Annotated in this window: 17 protein-coding genes; 6 read left to right on the forward strand and 11 right to left on the reverse strand. The window is 63.4% G+C overall.

Annotated elements, in window-relative coordinates:
• Nucleotides 1–8: 8 nt before the first annotated feature.
• The 6 genes from CLU92_RS23230 to gatC form a co-directional block, all read right to left on the reverse strand.
• A complete protein-coding gene (locus tag CLU92_RS23230) occupies nucleotides 9–1,046 on the reverse strand; it encodes an oxidoreductase (RefSeq protein ID WP_101483776.1) in 1,038 nt (345 codons plus the stop codon).
• A gap of 97 nt (nucleotides 1,047–1,143) precedes the next feature.
• Nucleotides 1,144–2,391 carry a M56 family metallopeptidase gene (locus tag CLU92_RS23235; RefSeq protein WP_101483777.1) on the reverse strand — a complete coding sequence of 416 codons (1,248 nt, stop codon included), beginning with the start codon at nucleotides 2,389–2,391 and terminating at the stop codon, nucleotides 1,144–1,146.
• Entirely contained in the window at nucleotides 2,388–2,771 is a 384-nt protein-coding gene (locus CLU92_RS23240; protein WP_101483778.1) for a BlaI/MecI/CopY family transcriptional regulator, read from the reverse strand. Before CLU92_RS23240 ends, CLU92_RS23235 begins: the two co-directional genes overlap by 4 nt.
• Nucleotides 2,772–2,960: 189 nt before the next feature.
• Entirely contained in the window at nucleotides 2,961–4,436 is a 1,476-nt protein-coding gene (gene gatB / locus CLU92_RS23245) for an Asp-tRNA(Asn)/Glu-tRNA(Gln) amidotransferase subunit GatB (protein WP_257562693.1), read from the reverse strand.
• 35 nt (nucleotides 4,437–4,471) lie between these two features.
• On the reverse strand, nucleotides 4,472–5,956 hold the full coding sequence (gatA, locus tag CLU92_RS23250; RefSeq protein WP_101483780.1) for an Asp-tRNA(Asn)/Glu-tRNA(Gln) amidotransferase subunit GatA: 1,485 nt from the start codon (nucleotides 5,954–5,956) through the stop codon (nucleotides 4,472–4,474).
• A 178-nt stretch (nucleotides 5,957–6,134) separates the two neighbouring features.
• A complete protein-coding gene (gene gatC / locus CLU92_RS23255; protein WP_101483781.1) occupies nucleotides 6,135–6,437 on the reverse strand; it encodes an Asp-tRNA(Asn)/Glu-tRNA(Gln) amidotransferase subunit GatC in 303 nt (100 codons plus the stop codon).
• A gap of 351 nt (nucleotides 6,438–6,788) precedes the next feature.
• Between gatC and CLU92_RS23260 the strand changes: the two genes are divergently transcribed.
• The 6 genes from CLU92_RS23260 (at nucleotide 6,789) to CLU92_RS23285 (ending at nucleotide 13,664) form a co-directional block, all read left to right on the forward strand.
• Entirely contained in the window at nucleotides 6,789–7,832 is a 1,044-nt protein-coding gene (locus CLU92_RS23260; protein ID WP_010393186.1) for a rod shape-determining protein, read from the forward strand.
• Between the two features lie 104 nt (nucleotides 7,833–7,936).
• Nucleotides 7,937–9,004, forward strand: coding sequence for a rod shape-determining protein MreC (gene mreC, locus CLU92_RS23265; protein ID WP_101483782.1), 1,068 nt, complete (start codon nucleotides 7,937–7,939; stop codon nucleotides 9,002–9,004).
• Nucleotides 9,001–9,513: a rod shape-determining protein MreD gene (gene mreD / locus CLU92_RS23270; RefSeq protein ID WP_035824494.1), complete on the forward strand. Its 513-nt coding sequence runs from the start codon at nucleotides 9,001–9,003 to the stop codon at nucleotides 9,511–9,513. The genes mreC and mreD overlap by 4 nt, the downstream gene beginning before the upstream one ends.
• 12 nt (nucleotides 9,514–9,525) lie before the next feature.
• Nucleotides 9,526–11,496: a penicillin-binding protein 2 gene (gene mrdA / locus CLU92_RS23275; protein WP_101483783.1), complete on the forward strand. Its 1,971-nt coding sequence runs from the start codon at nucleotides 9,526–9,528 to the stop codon at nucleotides 11,494–11,496.
• Between the two features lie 9 nt (nucleotides 11,497–11,505).
• On the forward strand, nucleotides 11,506–12,621 hold the full coding sequence (gene rodA / locus CLU92_RS23280; RefSeq protein WP_101483784.1) for a rod shape-determining protein RodA: 1,116 nt from the start codon (nucleotides 11,506–11,508) through the stop codon (nucleotides 12,619–12,621).
• Nucleotides 12,621–13,664, forward strand: a complete 1,044-nt coding sequence (locus CLU92_RS23285) for a septal ring lytic transglycosylase RlpA family protein (RefSeq protein WP_101483785.1) — start codon at nucleotides 12,621–12,623, stop codon at nucleotides 13,662–13,664. The genes rodA and CLU92_RS23285 overlap by 1 nt, the downstream gene beginning before the upstream one ends.
• Here CLU92_RS23285 and CLU92_RS23290 read toward each other — a convergent pair whose 3' ends face one another.
• From CLU92_RS23290 to CLU92_RS23310, 5 genes are read right to left on the reverse strand one after another with little or no spacing between them, the layout of a single operon-like run.
• Nucleotides 13,665–14,357: an SPOR domain-containing protein gene (locus CLU92_RS23290; RefSeq protein ID WP_101483786.1), complete on the reverse strand. Its 693-nt coding sequence runs from the start codon at nucleotides 14,355–14,357 to the stop codon at nucleotides 13,665–13,667.
• On the reverse strand, nucleotides 14,351–15,109 hold the full coding sequence (locus CLU92_RS23295) for a type III pantothenate kinase (protein ID WP_101483787.1): 759 nt from the start codon (nucleotides 15,107–15,109) through the stop codon (nucleotides 14,351–14,353). Before CLU92_RS23295 ends, CLU92_RS23290 begins: the two co-directional genes overlap by 7 nt.
• A 4-nt stretch (nucleotides 15,110–15,113) precedes the next feature.
• Complete coding sequence (locus CLU92_RS23300) at nucleotides 15,114–15,908, reverse strand: biotin--[acetyl-CoA-carboxylase] ligase (RefSeq protein ID WP_101483788.1); 795 nt, start codon at nucleotides 15,906–15,908, stop codon at nucleotides 15,114–15,116.
• A gap of 15 nt (nucleotides 15,909–15,923) precedes the next feature.
• Complete coding sequence (locus CLU92_RS23305) at nucleotides 15,924–16,706, reverse strand: SDR family oxidoreductase (protein ID WP_101483789.1); 783 nt, start codon at nucleotides 16,704–16,706, stop codon at nucleotides 15,924–15,926.
• Nucleotides 16,707–16,743: 37 nt separating this feature from the next.
• Nucleotides 16,744–17,415 (reverse strand): thiol:disulfide interchange protein DsbA/DsbL, encoded by a 672-nt coding sequence (locus tag CLU92_RS23310; protein ID WP_101483790.1) that lies wholly within the window; start codon nucleotides 17,413–17,415, stop codon nucleotides 16,744–16,746.
• Between the last annotated feature and the right edge of the window lie 4 nt (nucleotides 17,416–17,419).

Below are 17,419 nucleotides of genomic sequence, written 5' to 3' on the forward strand. Positions count from 1 at the left end.
ACATCGAATCAGCTGACCGCGAGCACGCGTCCTTCGGCGGCGCTTTGCAGCGCCAGTTCGATCAGGCGTATTGTCGCTGCCGCATCCTCGGCTGCTACGGGCGCCGGTGCGCCGTGGCGGATGGCGTCGGCCATGCCCTGGTAAAAGTCCTGGTAGCGGCCCGCCTGCATGTCGAGGTGTTCAAAATGTCCATCCGGCTGGGTACCCAGGTGCAGCGCGCCGCGCACGGGGTCCACGCCCCAACCTGGCTGTCCCGGCCTGCCGCCCGCCTTCAGGGCATCTTCCTGCGGGTCGAGGCCAAACTTCACGAAACTCCCCTTGTCGCCATGCACGGCGAAGCGCGCCGTCGGCGCCTTCACCAGGCAGCCGGCTTGCAGCACCACGCGCAAGCGGTCGTAGTACAAAACGATGTGCATATAGTCGACTGCTTGCGCCCCATCGCGCTGCAGGACGATATCGGCGTACAGTTTTTCCGGCTGGCCGAACAGCTGCATGGCCTGGTCCAGCATGTGCGGGCCCAGGTCGTACAGCAAGCCGCCACCGGGTGCGCCAGACTCGCGCCAGCGCTGGCGGATCTCGGGGCGGAAACGGTCGAAATGCGATTCGACGCTGGCGATGCGCCCCAGGGTGCCCTGTGCCAGCAGTGTTTTCAGGGTCAGGAAGTCGCCATCCCAGCGCCGGTTGTGATACACGCTGAGCACCAGCTTGCGTTCCTTGGCCAGGGCGATCAGGGTCTGCGCCTCGGCGCTGGAAATAGTAAATGGCTTGTCGACCACCACGTGCTTGCCCGCCTGCAGGGCCGCCAGGGCCAGGCTGAAATGCGCTTCATTGGGCGCGGCGATGACGACCAGCTCGATCGACGCATCGGCAAACAGCTGCGCCGCTTCCGCATACACGGTCGTATTCGGCCAATCCTTGTGCACGAGCTCCGGTTTGCTGGAGGCGACGGCGGCCAGTTCCAGGGCAGAGACGGTAGACAGGACGGGGGCGTGGAAGGTGGAGCCGGCAAAGCCGTAGCCAACCAGGCCGGTTTTGATCTTGTTCATGGCGGGTTCACAGGTGCGTGGAAGAATCCATGATCATACCCGCAAGCGGGCGGCGGCAGCGCTGCTGCAATGTTGCTACGATGCCGCCGCGCATACATTAGTTCAGGCTCCAGACGTATTGCACCTTGACGCTGGCGCTGACAGGCTTGCCGCCAGCAAGGGCAGGCTTGAACGTACACTTGGCAATGCCGCTGCGCGCCGCCTCGTCGAGGGCCGGATGGCCGCTGCTTTTGACCACGCTCGAGCCCAACACCTTGCCGGAGGCATTGACGTCAAAGGACATGTTGACCGTGCCCTCTTCTTTCGCCTGCAGCGATGCGGCTGGGTAGACCGGTTTGCCGCAGACGCCAAAGTCGATGATGGGCCGGCGCTCCAGTACAGGTGCACTGTCGGCGGCGACGGCCTGGCGGTAGATGCCGAGGCAGGCGCCGGCGAGGGCCAGCAGCGGCACGGCCGCTTTCCAGTTCAAGGTTTGTGGTGCAGGGCGCAGCAATCGTTTGATACGTGACATAAGATCTCCTCCGTTGGCCGCTTGGGCCAGGTGGTGGGTTGAGAACTGGAGACGTTCCAGTTCCGAGAGTGCAAGAGCCAGACGCCGCGGTTCGCCCAGTTGTCTTGCTGCGAAATCATCTGCAATATGTTCGCGTTCGAGGCGCACGCCGCGAGAGATCCACCAGACGGCAGGGTGGAAGAACAGCAGCGTCTCGATGGCGTTTTGCAGCAGGTTGATCAGATAATCGTGGCGCCGGATGTGCGCCAGTTCGTGCGCCAGCAGCGCATCGAGCAGGTGCGGCGGCATGCCGGTGATCAGCGCTGCAGGCACCAGCACCATGGGGCGCCAGATGCCGGCCGTGAGCGGGCTGGCAATGTTGTCGAGCACGCGCAGACGCACGGGCCGTCCCACGCCGGCATGCTGCGCCATGCGCGACAGCCTTGTCTGCAGTTGCGGGTGCGTGGCCCCGGTGTTCCTGGCGCTGCGCTCTATCCACAGCATGCCCAGCGCCATGCGCACGGCCAGCACGGCGGCGCACAGGGCCCACACGCCGACGACGGCGCGCAGCAGCAGGTCCAGGTCGGGCAAGCTGTCGGGCGCCAGCAGGGCGGCCGGCAGCAAGGCACTGGAGAACAGCGCGCCCGTGGCATCGCCGCCGGCCAGGCGCAGATACAAGCCCGCCGCCGGCCATGCCAGGCTGGCCAGCAAGGCGCCGCAACCGATGGCGTAGCGCGCCTCGGGACGCGCGTTGCGCAGGGCCGCCCACGCCAGCGCCGTGGCGCAGCCGATCAGCAAGCCTTGCCACAGGAAGTGCAGCAGGGTCCAGCCCAGCGCTGGCACGAAGCCGTTCATGATTGATCCTCCTTGAGCATTTTTTCTATCTCTTCACGTTCTGCGCGCGACACGCCCGTGCGCAGCGCCGCCAGCACCAGCGCCTTGGCCGAACCGGCAAAGGCCTTCTGCATCAATTCCTTGAGCAGGTTCGTCTGCAGGCTGTCCTGCGCCTGGGCCGGCGCATACACGTGCGAACGCTGGCTTGCGTCGCGAATCAGCAAGCCCTTGGTGTGCATGATCTGCATCAGGCGCAGCACGGTGCCATACGTGATGGCCGGCTTGGCCAGGGCCATCGCCTCGTGCACCTGCTTGGCCGTGGCGGCGCCCAGCGGCCACAGTGCCTGCAGCAGATCGAGTTCGGCTGCCGTCGGTTTCGGGATGTCGTGCGTCTTGGTCATGCTGTTTTCCTCTTGCCTGAAAATCAATAAGGTTAGAATAGTCGTTGTAGACAGAAATGTATACTTTAATTTTATGTGCCGCATAAACGCCTTCCAGGCATGCGGAAAAAACTAGACAAGCTTGTTTATGAGTGGAGTGGCCAGGCAAAAAAAAAGACGCCGCGGCGTCTTTTTTGGGGGGCGTGGGAATTATCCGGCCAGCTTGGCCTTCAGCATTTCCGTCAGCTGGGCCGGGTTGGCCTTGCCCTTGGACGCTTTCATTGCCTGGCCGATCAGCGCGTTGATGGCCGCTTCCTTGCCGGCGCGGTATTGCTCCACCGACTTGGCGTTGGCCGCCAGTACTTCATCAACGATGGCTTCCAGGGCGCCCGAGTCCGAGATCTGTTTCAGGCCCTTGGCGTCGATGATGGCGTCGACCAGGTTCTCGTCGCTGGACTTGGCTTCCCACATGCCGGCGAAGACTTCCTTTGCCGCCTTGTTCGAGATCGTGCCGTCGGCGATGCGCTTGAGCATGGCGGCCAGCTGCGCGGCGGAGACGGGGGCGTCGTCCAGGTCCACGCCTTCTCGGTTCAGTGTCGACGACACGTCGCCCATCAGCCAGTTGGCGGCAGCCTTGGCGTTTTCCTTGCCGGCCTTGTCCACCACGGCGACGAAATAGGTCGCCATGGCTTTCGATTGCGTCAGCACCAGCGCATCATATTCAGGCAGCGCGTATTCGCTGATGAAACGCGCGCGCATGGCGGCCGGCAGTTCCGGCATCGAGGCCTTGACGGTGTCGATCCACGCTTGCGAGATGACCAGCGGCGGCAGGTCGGGGTCCGGGAAGTAGCGATAATCCTGGGCGTCTTCCTTGCTGCGCATTTCGCGCGTTTCCTTGCGATCCGGGTCGTACAAACGCGTGGCTTGCACGACCTTGCCGCCGTCTTCGATCAGCTCGATCTGGCGGCGCACTTCCACGTGCACGGCTTCCTCGATGAAGCGGAAGGAGTTCAGGTTCTTGATCTCGCAGCGGGTGCCGAATTCTTTCTGGCCGACAGGACGCACGGAGACGTTGACGTCGCAGCGGAACGAGCCTTCCTGCATGTTGCCGTCGCAAACGCCCAGCCACATGACCAGCGAGTGCAGGGCCTTGGCGTAGGCCACGGCTTCGGCAGCGCTGCGGATCTCCGGTTCCGAAACGATTTCCAGCAGCGGCGTGCCGGCGCGGTTCAAGTCAATGCCGCTCATGCCTGCGTAGTCTTCGTGCAGGGATTTACCCGCGTCTTCTTCCAGGTGGGCGCGCGTCAGGTTCACCGTCTTGGTGACGAATTCGCCATCCTTTTCATAGCCGAAGGTCAGCGCGCCGCCGATGACGACAGGGTCCTCGAACTGGCTGATCTGGTAGCCCTTGGGCGAATCCGGATAAAAATAATTCTTGCGCGCGAAGACCGAGTGCGGCGCGACGGTGGCGCCGACGGCCAGGCCGAAGCGGATTGCGCGGTCGACCGCTTGCTTGTTCATGACGGGCAGCACGCCTGGCAGCGCCAGGTCTACCGGGCTGGCCTGCGTGTTGGCGTCGGCGCCGTACTTGATCGGCGAACCGCTGAAAATTTTGGATTCGGTCGTGAGCTGCACGTGGTTCTCAAGACCGATGACGACTTCCCATTGCATAGTGTTCTCGCTTATTTTTTAGTGGCGCCGCCAGGGCGGCGCGTCTGTTCTTAAATGCCGGCAGGGCTGCGCGTATGCCAGTCCGTCACTTGCTGGAACTGGTGGGCCACGTTCAGCAGCTTGGCTTCGCCAAAATAATTGCCGATGATTTGCAGGCCAACGGGGCGCTTGGCGTTTTTCTCGCCGGTGCCGAAACCGCAAGGGATCGACATGCCGGGCAGGCCGGCCAGGCTGGTCGACAGGGTGTAGATGTCGGCCAGGTAGTTCGCCACCGGGTCATCCGTCTTGTCGCCCAGGTCCCAGGCGACAGTTGGCGCGACCGGTCCCATGATGACGTCACAGACGGCGTTCGGACCATTTAATACGGCATCGAAATCCTGCGCGATCAGGCGGCGGATCTTTTGCGCCTTCAGGTAGTAGGCGTCGTAGTAGCCGTGGCACAGCACATAGGTACCGACCATGATGCGGCGCTGCACTTCCGGGCCGAAGCCCTGTGCGCGCGATTTCTTGTACATGTCCTGCAAGTCCTTGTACTCGGCGGCGCGGTGGCCGTAGCGCACGCCGTCGTAGCGCGACAGGTTCGACGACGCTTCAGCCGGGGCGATCATGTAGTAGGCGGGAATCGACAGGGCCGTGTTCGGCAGCGAGATGTCGACCAGGGTGGCACCCAGTTTTTCATACTGCGCCAGTGCGCCGCGCACGGCCGCTTCCACGTCCTTGGCCAGGCCCTCGCCGAAGTACTCGCGCGGCACGCCGATGCGCAAGCCCGTCAACGGCTGGCCCAGCTCACGCGAAAAATCTTCCGCCACGCCGCCTTGTTCCGGGGAGAGGCTGGTCGAGTCGCGCTCGTCGAAGCCGGCCATGGCGGTGAGCAGCAGGGCGCAGTCTTCGGCCGAGCGAGCCATCGGGCCACCCTGGTCCAGCGACGAGGCAAAGGCGATCATGCCGAAGCGCGACACGCGGCCATAGGTTGGCTTGATGCCGGTGATGCCGCAGAAGGCGGCAGGCTGGCGGATCGAGCCGCCCGTGTCGGTGCCGGTGGCCGCGGGCGTCAGGCCTGCAGCAACGGCGGCGGCCGAGCCGCCGGACGAGCCGCCCGGCACTGCTGTTGTATCCCAAGGATTCTTCACGGCGCCGAAGGCCGAGTTTTCGTTGCCGGAACCCATGGCGAATTCATCGCAATTGACCTTGCCCAGGGTGACCATGCCGGCCGCCAGGAATTTTTCCACCACGGTGGCGTCAAACGGGCTGGCGTAGTTGGCCAGCATTTTCGAGCCGGCCGTGGTGCGCCAGCCACGGGTCACGAACAGGTCCTTGTGCGCGATCGGCACGCCCGTCAATGGTGTGGCCGTGCCGGCGGCGATGCGCGCGTCGGCCTCTGCAGCTTGCGCCAGGGTCAAGGCACGGTCGACGTGCAGGAAGGCGTTCGAGTTGTCCGCTGCGATGCGGTCGAGGAAGTGCGTCGCCAGTGCAACGGCGGAAATTTCCTTGTTCTGCAAAAGCGTGGACAGCTGTTTGATGGATTTTGTATGCATGGCGTTTCTATTTTTATCTATTCGGCAAGGTTGTTGTTCGTGCACTGCGCCGTTCTAGCGCCTGACAGAAGCGTAGCGAGCGAAAGTGAGTTGTGGCCGAGAAGCGGGGCTGTGCTTAGGCACAGTGAGCATCGGAGGCCGCAAGTCGCGACGCGCAGTAGCTTATGTCAGGTGCCAGTTATTCGATCACTTTCGGCACCAGATACAGGCCATCCTGGACTTTCGGTGCCACTGCCTGGTAGGCGTCGCGGTGATTTGCTTCGGTGGCGATGTCCTCGCGCAGGCGCAGGGCGATATTGTCCATATGGGCGGCCAGCGGGTGGCTCAGGGGGGCCACGCCATCGGTATTGACGGCTTGCATTTGTTCGGCCAGTGCAAAAATCTTGTTCAATTGGGCCAGCGACGTGACGGCCTGATCGTCGGCCATTTCAAGTTGTGCCAGGTGGGCGATGCGTTTTACGTCGGATAGTGTCAGGGACATGGCGAATGGCGCGGAGTGCCGCGCATGAGTATTAAGTTGGCGTTTTGTTAAAACGCGGGTATATGCTGCTTTTTTGCTCACAAAAGCCAAGGAATGCCGCGTAACTTGCGGCTGCAAGAGTCGCACTTTTCCATGGTTTTTGAGCAAATCGCATTCAAATTATAAGGTAGAATGGCGGGTTAATGCGTTGCCGGCGCTGATGGACTGCTGCCGCAGCATAGAAAAGATTGCGCAAGCGCCAAGCGAAACCCGGGAAAATCGCCTTCATGGATTTTCAGGGTGCCTGAAAGCGCCCGCTTTGAAACTCCCCATAAACAGCTTTTGCGCAGCTCGATGCGCTACAGGACACTCATGTTTGGTTTTTTACGCAGGTATATCTCCACCGATCTGGCCATTGACTTGGGCACGGCCAACACCCTTATTTATGTGCGCGGCCTCGGTATCGTCCTGGACGAGCCATCCGTCGTCGCCATCCGCCAGGAAGGCGGTCCGAATGGCAAGAAGACCATTCAGGCAGTCGGCAAGGAAGCCAAGCAGATGCTGGGCAAGGTGCCGGGCAATATCGAAGCGATTCGTCCGATGAAAGATGGCGTGATCGCCGACTTCACCGTGACCGAACAGATGCTCAAGCAGTTCATCCGCATGGTGCACGACTCGAAATTCTTCCGTCCTTCGCCACGCATCATCATTTGCGTGCCGTGCGGTTCGACCCAGGTCGAGCGCCGCGCGATCCGCGAATCGGCCCTGGGCGCCGGGGCCTCGCAGGTATACCTGATCGAAGAACCGATGGCAGCGGCCATCGGCGCGGGCTTGCCCGTGTCCGAAGCGACCGGCTCGATGGTGGTCGACATCGGCGGCGGCACCACGGAAGTGGGCATCATCTCGCTGGGCGGCATGGTCTACAAGGGTTCCGTGCGCGTGGGCGGCGACAAGTTCGATGAAGCCATCGTCAACTACATCCGCCGCAACTACGGCATGCTGATCGGCGAACAAACGGCCGAAGCCATCAAGAAGGCCATCGGTTCGGCTTTCCCGGGTTCGGAAGTGAAGGAAATGGAAGTCAAGGGCCGCAACCTGTCCGAAGGCATCCCGCGCTCGTTCACCATTTCCAGCAACGAGATTCTCGAAGCGCTGACCGATCCGCTGAACAACATCGTCTCGGCCGTGAAGAACGCGCTGGAACAGACACCGCCGGAACTGGGCGCCGACATCGCCGAAAAAGGCATGATGCTGACGGGCGGCGGCGCACTGCTGCGCGACCTGGACCGCCTGCTGATGGAGGAAACCGGCCTGCCGGTGCTGGTGGCCGAGGACCCGCTCACCTGCGTGGTGCGTGGTTCCGGGATGGCCCTGGAGCGTATGGACAAGCTCGGCTCGATCTTCTCCTACGAATAATCTGACAGAAGGGCCGGAAACCAACTCCGGCCTTTTTTTGGTTTTGGCGCCGGTGTTCGACCGGGCCTTGCACGTTGGCGCACTGCGCCTGATTATTGGATGTCATGGAATACAGTCCTCCGCCACTTTTCAAACAAGGCGCCTCCGCCCGCGTCAAGATGATGGTGTTCGCCGGCATTTCTATCGCCCTGTTGCTGGTCGATTCGCGCATGCACGCCTTGACAGCCGTGCGCCAGGCAGTCGGCACCGTGCTGTATCCGGTGCAGATGGCAGCCCTGGTGCCGCGCGATGTGGCGCTTGGCGTCGGCAACTACTTTTCTTCGCTGTCTTCCCTGGAAAAACAGGTGCGCGACCTGAAGCACGAACAAATCGCTTCGGCGCAGATCATGCAGCAGGCGCAGCTCAATATCGTTGAAAACAACCATTTGCGCAAATTGATGGAGGCGCGCGAAAGAGTCCCCGTCAAGACCCTGATGGCTGAAGTGCTGTATGACACGCGCGATTCTGCCACGCGCAAGATCGTGCTGGACAGGGGCATCCAGAATGGCGTCGAACTGGGCCGCCCCGTGATCGACAACCTGGGCGTGGTGGGACAAGTCACGCGCGTGTTCCCGTTCACCTCGGAAGTGACCTTGCTGACCGATGAAGAACAAGCCATTCCCGTGCAGCTGCTGCGCAATGGCGTGCGCAGCGTGGCCATCGGTCGCGGCAAATCCGGCACCATGGAGCTGCGTTTTACAGCGCCCACCGCCGATATCCAGATCGGTGACATCGTCATTACCTCTGGCCTCGACGGCCTGTACCCGGCCGGCCTGGCAGTGGCGCGCGTGACACTGGTCGAGCGCAACGCGCATGGCCCGTTTGGCCGCGTCGTGTGCCAGCCGCTGGCCGGCATCGAACGCAACACCCAACTGCTTATCTTGATGACGTCGCCCGAGATGCCCGCCCGCCCGCCGACCGAAGAAGTCAAGACGGGCCGCAAGATTGCCGGCAAGATGGCGCCGATCAAGGACCCTGTCAAGGAGGCTGCCGCCGGCGGGGCGGCGACAGCGCCGGCCACCGCACCGGCCACACCGGCCGCGAAGCCGTCCGCTAGCCCGGTTCCGAAACCGGCGGCGCCGGCCGCTGCCACAACACCTGCTGCCGTGCCACCGAAGGAAGCGACACGATGAACCGCCCGCATTACATCCTGCTGCCGGTCAGCCCCCTGTTCATCGGATTTTCCCTGCTGTGCGCTTTTCTGCTGAACCTGCTGCCATGGGGGCAGTTTGTCGGCGTGCCCGATTTCGTCGCCCTGGTGCTGGTCTTCTGGGGCATCCACCAGCCGCGCAAGGTCGGCATCGGCGTGGCGTTCTTCATGGGTTTGATGATGGACGTGCACGACTCGACCCTGCTGGGTGAGAATGCGCTGGCCTACACCTTGCTGTCCTACTTCGCCATCATGATGCACCGCCGCGTGCTGTGGTTCCCCATCCTGACGCAGGCGCTGCACGTGCTGCCGCTGCTGCTGCTGACGCAGGCGCTGCAATTGCTGACGCGCCTGATCGTCTCGGGCCGTTTCCCCGGATGGCTCAATTTCATCGAGAGCTTCGTCGCCGTGGCCCTGTGGCCCTTCGTCACGTGGATCTTGCTGGCGCCGCAGCGCCGCGCCGTGGACCGCGACCACAACCGGCCGATTTGACGGGCGCCTGCCATGACTGAACTTAAGAATACCGAGCGCGAACTGCATTTTTTCCGCATGCGCCTGACCATCCTGGGCGGGCTTGTCTTCGTCTGCTTTTCGCTGTTGCTGGCGCGCTTCATCTGGCTGCAGGTGATCAAGCACGAGGACTACGCGACCAAGGCCGAGGACAACCGCATCGCCGTGGTGCCCATCGTGCCCACGCGCGGCCTGATCCTCGATCGTAACGGCGTGGTATTGGCGCGCAATTACTCGGCCTATACGCTGGAAATCACGCCATCGAAATTGAGTGCCAGCCTCGATTCGGTGATCGACGAGCTGTCGACACTGGTGCAGATCGACATCAAGGACCGCCGCCGCTTCAAGAAGCTGCTGGAAGAGTCGAAGAACTTCGTCAGCGTGCCGCTGCGCACGCGCCTGACGGACGAGGAAGTGGCGCGCTTCACGGCGCAGCGCTTCCGCTTCCCCGGCGTCGAGGTGCAGGCGCGATTGTTCCGCCAGTATCCGATGGGCGAGGTGGCGTCGCACGTGGTGGGCTTCATCGGGCGCATCAACCGCAATGAAGCCAAGGCGCTGGAAGAGGGCGAGGACGCGGCCAACTACAACGGCACCGACCATATCGGCAAGGAAGGCCTGGAAAAAAGCTACGAAAAGCAGCTGCATGGCACCACCGGCTACGAAGAAGTGGAAGTGTCGGCTGGCGGGCGCGCCATGCGCACCCTGTCGCGCACGGCAGCGACGCCTGGTAACAACCTGATCCTGTCGATCGACATCGAACTGCAAAAAGTGGTCGAGGAAGCGTTTGGCGAATGGCGCGGCGCAGCCGTGGCGATCGACCCGGCCACGGGCGACATCCTGGCTTACGTCTCCAAGCCCGGCTACGACCCCAACCTGTTCGTCGACGGCATCGACCAGCAAAGCTGGAATGAACTCAATACCTCGCTGGACCGGCCGATGGTGAACCGTCCCCTGTCCGGCACCTACGCGCCCGGCTCGACCTTCAAGCCCTTCATGGCGCTGGCCGCACTCGAATTGGGCAAGCGCACGCCGAGCCAGTCGATTTCCGATCCCGGTTTCTTCATCCTCGGTGGCCACACCTTCCGCGACGACAAGGTGGGCGGCCATGGCACGGTGGACATGCACAAGTCCATCGTTGTCTCCTGCAACACCTATTACTATCAGCTGGGCCGCGACATGGGCATCGATGCCATCCACGACTTCATGAAGCCGTTCGGTTTCGGCCAGTTGACGGGCATCGACCTGAATAATGAAAAGACGGGCGTGCTGCCGTCGACGGAATGGAAGCGCAACCGCTTCAAGACGCCACAGCAGAAAAAATGGGTGGGCGGCGACACGATTTCGGTGAGTAACGGCTCCGGCTATAATTCCTACACGCCGCTGCAGATCGCCCACGCGACAGCCAACCTGGCCAATAACGGCGTGGTGATGAAGCCGCATCTGGTGAAGATCATCGAAGATGCCGCCACGCGCGCGCGTACCCTGACGGTGCCGAAGGAAAGCTACCGCATCGCGCTCAAGCAGGAAAACATCGATACCATCAAGCGCGCCATGGTGGGCGTGACCAGCGAGCAGGGCGGCACGGCCGCGCGCATCTTCGCCGGCGTGCAGTACACGGTGGGCGGCAAGACGGGTACGGCGCAGGTGGTCGGCATCAAGAAAAACGAGAAGTACAATGCCAAGCTGCTGGCCGAACGCCTGCGCGACAACGCCTTGTTTACGGCCTTCGCGCCGGCCGACAAGCCGCGCATCGCGATTGCCATCGTGGTGGAAAACGCGGGCTTCGGCGCCGGCGTGGCTGCGCCGATCGCGCGCAAGGCACTCGATTACTACCTGCTGGGCAAGCGCCCGAGCGACAAGGAAAAGGACACCACCAAGGTGCCCAAGGAAGATGTCGACGAGGTGCGCACCCTGGAAGAAATCACTGACGAGCAGGCTGCCCCGGCGCCGCCTGCCAGGCAATAAAGGAAGCACATGCCCATTAACGAGAGGCGCTCGCTGTGGCGGCGCGCCAAACCCTATCTGGCGGTGTTCGATCCGCCGCTGATGATCATCATCCTGATGCTGCTCAGCACCAGCCTGCTGACCCTGTATTCGGCCAGCATCGGCATCCCCGGCAAGATCGAGGACCACCTGCGCAACATCCTGCTGTGCTTTTTCGTCATGTGGGTGGCGGCCAACGTCACGCCGCAGATGATGATGCGCATCGCCGTGCCGGCGTACACGGTATCGGTGATATTGCTGGTGGCCGTGGCGCTGTTCGGCACCATCAAGCTGGGTGCGCGGCGCTGGCTGCATATCGGCGTGATCGACATCCAGCCCTCGGAATTCCTGAAGATCGCCACGCCCCTGATGTTGGCCTGGTTCTTCCAGCACAATGCGGGCGCCCTGCGCTGGAAATCGTTCCTGATGGCGGCCGTGCTGTTGCTGGTGCCCGTCTACCTGATCGCGCGCCAGCCTGACCTGGGCACTGCATTGCTGGTGGTGGCGGCCGGCTTTACCGTCATCTTCCTGGCCGGCCTGTCGTGGAAGGTGCTGGCCGGCTTGCTGATCACCTTTGTTTCCTGCCTGCCGATCGCCTGGTCGCATCTGCATGATTACCAGCGTGACCGCGTGATGATGCTGATCGATCCGACCAAGGACCCGCTGGGCAAGGGCTTCCATATCATCCAGTCCATCATTGCCATCGGCTCCGGCGGCATGACGGGCAAGGGCTGGACGCACGGCACGCAGGCCCACCTGGAATTCGTCCCGGAGCGCACGACAGACTTCATCTTCGCCGTGTATTCGGAGGAGTTTGGCCTGGTGGGTAATCTGATTCTGATGCTGATGTATTTGCTGCTGGTGGGACGGGGCATGATGATTGCCGCCAACGCCCCCAGTTTTTTCACTCGCCTGCTGGCAGGAGCGATAACAATGATTTTCTTTACGTATGCGTTTGTAAACATGGGCATGGTCAGCGGCATCGTGCCGGTGGTCGGCGTCCCCCTGCCTTTCCTCAGCTATGGCGGCACCGCGCTGCTGACCCTGGGCGTGGCCACCGGTATCTTGATGAGCATCCAGCGTCATCGCAAGCTGGTGCAGACCTGATGCGCGCGCCTTTCGACACTCTCGCCATGCGCGGACTGAGCCTGGCGGTCTTGCTGACCCTCGCCGCGTGCGGCACCACGCCGCACAAACCGGCATCGAATAACGTGCCGCTGCCGTCAGGCGGCAAGGTCAAGTCCCCCGTGCGCCAGGACCCCACCTTGCCGGCGCTGCCGGCGGCCGGCTCCGGACGCGGCGGCTACTACAAGGACGATGGTCCGGGCGACAATCCGCCTGCGAACCTGCGCGACGTGCCCGACGCGGAAGTACGCAACGAGCCGTATTCGACGCGTTCGAACCGTCCCTACGTCGTGTTTGGCAAGACGTACACGCCGATCACCGACAACGAACCGTTCAAGCAGAAGGGCACGGGGACCTGGTATGGCAAGAAATTCCATGGCCAGCGCACCTCCTCGGGTGAAATCTACGATATGTACAAGATGACGGCGGCCCATCCCACCTTGCCGATTCCGTCGTATGCGCGCGTGACGAGCATCGACAGCGGCGAACAGGTGATCGTGCGCATCAATGACCGTGGCCCCTTCCACGCCACGCGCGTGATCGACGTATCCTACACGGCGGCGCTGAAACTTGGCTTCCTGGGCAAGGGCAGCCACCAGGTGGTCGTCGAACGCTTGCTGCCGGCCGATATCGACGCCATCCTGGCTGCCAGAGCGGCGCCCAAGCCGGTGCCTTCCGTGGTGGCCATCTCCATCGACACGCCGGTGGAAACGGGCGCCGTGGTGCAGCCGGAAGTGTCGTCGCAGATGTTGCCCGTCGATGCGACGGTGGCCATGCCTGCCCCGGCGGCGCTGGCCAGCGGCTTTTATTTGCAGCTGGGCGCTTACTCGCGCGCCGACAATGCGGAAACGGGGCGTACGCGCCTGGCGCCATACGCGGCGGCCCTGGGTACGCTTGGGGTGGTGCAGACCGGTAACCTGTTCCGCCTGTACGGCGGACCGTTCTCCAGCCGTGCCGAGGCGGCACGCGCGGCGGCTAATTTACCGGAATCGACTGGTATCAAGCCTATCGTTATTCAAAGGTAGTTATTTGCAATTACGCAATTCCTGCTCCGGGAATTGCGCTTTGATTTTCTCCAGCCGCGCGCGCGTGGCGGCGTCGAGGTCGCGGAATTGGTAGGCCATCTGCTTGCTGGCGCTGTAGCGCGGCGCGATGCGGGCGCTGTGCACGCCCTGCTTGTTGAGCGATGCCAACTGGCTTTGCGCGCTGTTTTCCGACTTGAATACGCCCAAGGAAATGCCCCAGCGCAGCGGGCTGCTGTCGTTCATGATGAAGTAATTCGTCACGCCCAGCTGCTTCAATTCGCCTGCCTTGCGGTCCGCGCCTTCCTTGCTGCCCTGCGGCGGGATGTACACCATGTAGCTGGAAATCTCATGGCCGGCCACGTTGCGGCGCGACTGCCGGTCGCCCAGATCCAGCGCTGCCACTTGCGCTTCGAAGCGGCGTCCGTCGGCCAGCAGGAAATTGCCCACCTCCGTACAGGCATACGTAGGCTGCGGCGCCGGCACTGCGGGCGTCGCCGCCGCCTCGGCGGCTGGCGGCGCGGCTGCCGCCGTGGCCTGCTCCTGCGTGAGCAAGGTTAGCTTGGTCACCTGCAGCTGGTTTTTCAGACGCGCCGGTTCGCGCGTCTCGCTGCGAAAACTGCCTAGATAACCCTGGCCGATGGCCAAGACCAGCAGGTTGACGCCGGCCAGCAGCCAGAAGACGAATTTCAGCATACGTGGTTTCCTTGTGTTCCTGCCGCGCCGGCGCGCGCGGCTGCCTGCAGGCCGATCATGACGATATTGTCCACCAGATGCAGCGGTACCGGCAGTGCCAGGGCCGGTGCGATACGCGGCGCGGCGCCGCCTGACAATACACAGGTGCTGGCGCCGTGCATGCGCACGGCCCGTTCAATGGCGCCCGCCTGGGCCGCCAGGCAACCACTCAAAATCGCGTCGTCCGTGTTGTCGGCAAAGCCGGCCGGCAGCATGGTGTCGCCGGCGATTTGCGGCAGCTGTGCCGTATTGCGCGCCAGCGAACTGGCCATCAATCCCAGCCCGGGCAAGATCATCCCGCCGAGGAAAACGCCGTCGGCGGTGATGGCGTCGATGGTGGTGGCTGTACCGCAATTGGCGACGATGACGGCCTGGTCAGGCGTCAGCGCCCGTGCGCCGATGGCGGCGGCAAAACGGTCGCAGCCCAGTTGCGAAGGCGCGCGGTAGGCGTTCGTCAGTCCGGCCAGCTGCGGCAGCGAGGCGAAGTCGCGGGGCACCACCGGCAGCATGGCGCGCAGGCGCGTGCCGATGACGCTGCCTGCCACGTTCGACAGCAGCACCTCATTGATGGCGAGTGTCTCCCACTGCGTAGCCAGCGTATCGATCTGCGCATGCGTGACGGCGCCGCTGGCCAGCCAGCCGCCGAGGGGGCTATCGGCGGCCACGAGTGCCCATTTGATGCGCGTATTGCCGGCGTCTATCAGCAGTAGCATGCGCTTACTCCCCGGCCAGGCGCAAGGACACATCGCCGGACATGATTTCCTGCAAGCCGCCGTCGGTACGCAGCAGCAGGCGGCCCAGCTGGTCCACGCCGGCGGCCACGCCTTGCTGCAGCAACTGGCCGTTGTCGAGGATTTTCACGTGCTGGCCCTGCCAGGCATGCAGCAGGTTCCAGCGTTCGGCAAAGGGCGCGAAGCCCGTGTCGTCGAATTCGGCCAGCACGCCAGCCAGGCGGCTGAGCAAGGCTGCCACCAAGGTATTGCGCTCCATCTGCGCCAGCCAGGGCACGGCCGAGGCGCTGCGGCCGATCTGCCGCTCCAGCGCATCGGGCATCAACAAATTGATGCCGCAGCCGATGACGGCCCACACACCGCCATCCGCTGCCTGCTGCGTCTCGACCAGGATGCCGGCCAGTTTATGGCCATCCCTGAGCATGTCGTTCGGCCACTTCAGTTGTACCGGCACGCCCAAGGAAGTCATGCTTTCGGCCAGGGCCACGCCGACGGCCAGTGGCAGGCCGACCAGTTGATGCAGCGGCCCCTTGAAGCGCCAGGCCAGCGAGAACATCAGGCTGGCGTCCGGCTGCGACACCCACGGCCGTCCGGCGCGTCCGCGCCCGGCCGTCTGCTGGCCGGCGATGCGCAATGTCGGCCCGCCCAGGGTGGCGCAGCGCGCCAGCAGGTCGGCGTTGGTCGATCCCGTTTCGTCGACCACTTCGATGGCCACGTGGGAAGCGCCCGTGGCGCAATGGGCGGCGATGGCCGCGCTGTTCAGGTCTGAGTGCTTCGTCATGGGGATCGTAGAGTTTTACTGGCTGTCGCCGGAGGGCTTGTTGCGCGCCTTGTGCGGCGCATTCGCGAAGGCCCGGTCGTACACGGCATTGGGCAGCGCGCGCAGCAGCTTGGCGACGACGCCCATCTGCCACGGGATCACGCGGTAGCTGTCGCCGTCGGCGATGGCGCGCGCGGCGCGCACGGCGAATTTTTCGGCCGGCATCAAGAAGGGCATGCGGTAGGCGTTATGGCGCGTCATCGGCGTGTCGATGTAGCCGGGCGTGATGGTGACGACCCTGATGCCGGCGGGCTTGAGTTCCAGGCGCAGCGATTCGCAGTAGCTGATCACGGCCGCCTTCGAGGCGCTGTAGGCTTCGGCGCCGGGCAGGCCGCGGATGCCGGCCACGCTGCCTATACCCACCAGGCGCCCGCTGCCCTGGGTTTTCATGGCGGCGATGAAGGGCGCGAAGGTGGCAACGGTGGCCGTGACGTTGATGGCCATCAGGCGCGCGAAGGCGTCGAGGTCTTCCGCGTGTTCAGTCAGGGTGCCGAACGATACGCCGGCGCTGGCGATGACGACGTCGATGCGGCCAGCGTAGCCGATGAAGTCCTGCGCCGCGCTTTTCAGGGCGGCGTGGTCGCACACATCGACGGCGTAGGCGCGGTGGCGTTCAGGGTGGGGCAGGGAGGCGATCAGTTGCTGCAGGGTGTCGCCGCGGCGGGCCAGCAGGCCCAATTTGGCGCCCTGGCGTGCGTACTGCAGCGCCAGGGCGGCGCCCAGTCCGCTCGACGCGCCCGTGATGAAAACGCTGTGCATCAGGCGATGCCCGGGCGCGCCAGGGAAGTGGCCATGCTTATTTCTTTTCCGCTTTGGCTTTCGCAACCAGCACGTCCATCACGCTGAGCGCCTGGGCGTTCAGCTGCTCTTCGTTCTTGGCCGACTTGCTGCCCTGGTCGGCCTGCGATGGCGAAGTGATGTAGCGGCCATCGATGGCGATCATGGGCCAGAACGTCACGTTATAGCCCTGCATCATGGCGTCCGCACGGCGCACGCGGGCCGAGATCCCCATCGAACGGTAGGTGTCGATGAATTTCTGGCGGTCCACGCCCTGCTTAGCGACGAAGTCGAATACGGCGTCATCGGTGTTGAGGCGGTTGCGCTCCACGTGCATGGCGTGGAAGACGCTGGTGTGCAGTTTGTCGAGCAGGCCCATGGCTTGCAGGGTGAAGAACAAACGCTGCTGCGGCGCCACGCTGTCATCACGCGACACGTGCACGCGCTTGAAGACGATGTTGTCGCCTTGTTTCTTGACCCAGGCAGCCAGTTGCGGTTCAAGCACGTTGCAATGCGGGCAGTAATAGGCGAAGAATTCAGTCACTTCGATTTTCTTGCCCGATTCCGTTGCCTGCGGCGTGGCCAGAGTTTCGTATTCGACGCCATTCTTCGGCTCGGCCGGCGAGGCCGATGCGCCCATGGCGGCCGTGCACAGGGCGGCGGCGAACAGGATTTTCTTCAGAAAACGCATGCTG

Source organism: Janthinobacterium sp. 61 (assembly GCF_002846335.1).
Lineage (GTDB): Bacteria > Pseudomonadota > Gammaproteobacteria > Burkholderiales > Burkholderiaceae_D > Janthinobacterium.

Coding starts and splice junctions, on each gene's coding strand:
- CLU92_RS23230 (WP_101483776.1), bottom strand. CDS start 1,046: ATGAACAAGATCAAAACCGGCCTGGTTGGCTACGGCTTTGCCGGCTCC.
- CLU92_RS23235 (WP_101483777.1), bottom strand. CDS start 2,391: ATGAACGGCTTCGTGCCAGCGCTGGGCTGGACCCTGCTGCACTTCCTG.
- CLU92_RS23240 (WP_101483778.1), bottom strand. CDS start 2,771: ATGACCAAGACGCACGACATCCCGAAACCGACGGCAGCCGAACTCGAT.
- gatA (WP_101483780.1), bottom strand. CDS start 5,956: ATGCATACAAAATCCATCAAACAGCTGTCCACGCTTTTGCAGAACAAG.
- gatC (WP_101483781.1), bottom strand. CDS start 6,437: ATGTCCCTGACACTATCCGACGTAAAACGCATCGCCCACCTGGCACAA.
- CLU92_RS23260 (WP_010393186.1), top strand. CDS start 6,789: ATGTTTGGTTTTTTACGCAGGTATATCTCCACCGATCTGGCCATTGAC.
- mreC (WP_101483782.1), top strand. CDS start 7,937: ATGGAATACAGTCCTCCGCCACTTTTCAAACAAGGCGCCTCCGCCCGC.
- mreD (WP_035824494.1), top strand. CDS start 9,001: ATGAACCGCCCGCATTACATCCTGCTGCCGGTCAGCCCCCTGTTCATC.
- mrdA (WP_101483783.1), top strand. CDS start 9,526: ATGACTGAACTTAAGAATACCGAGCGCGAACTGCATTTTTTCCGCATG.
- rodA (WP_101483784.1), top strand. CDS start 11,506: ATGCCCATTAACGAGAGGCGCTCGCTGTGGCGGCGCGCCAAACCCTAT.
- CLU92_RS23285 (WP_101483785.1), top strand. CDS start 12,621: ATGCGCGCGCCTTTCGACACTCTCGCCATGCGCGGACTGAGCCTGGCG.
- CLU92_RS23290 (WP_101483786.1), bottom strand. CDS start 14,357: ATGCTGAAATTCGTCTTCTGGCTGCTGGCCGGCGTCAACCTGCTGGTC.
- CLU92_RS23295 (WP_101483787.1), bottom strand. CDS start 15,109: ATGCTACTGCTGATAGACGCCGGCAATACGCGCATCAAATGGGCACTC.
- CLU92_RS23300 (WP_101483788.1), bottom strand. CDS start 15,908: ATGACGAAGCACTCAGACCTGAACAGCGCGGCCATCGCCGCCCATTGC.
- CLU92_RS23305 (WP_101483789.1), bottom strand. CDS start 16,706: ATGCACAGCGTTTTCATCACGGGCGCGTCGAGCGGACTGGGCGCCGCC.
- CLU92_RS23310 (WP_101483790.1), bottom strand. CDS start 17,415: ATGCGTTTTCTGAAGAAAATCCTGTTCGCCGCCGCCCTGTGCACGGCC.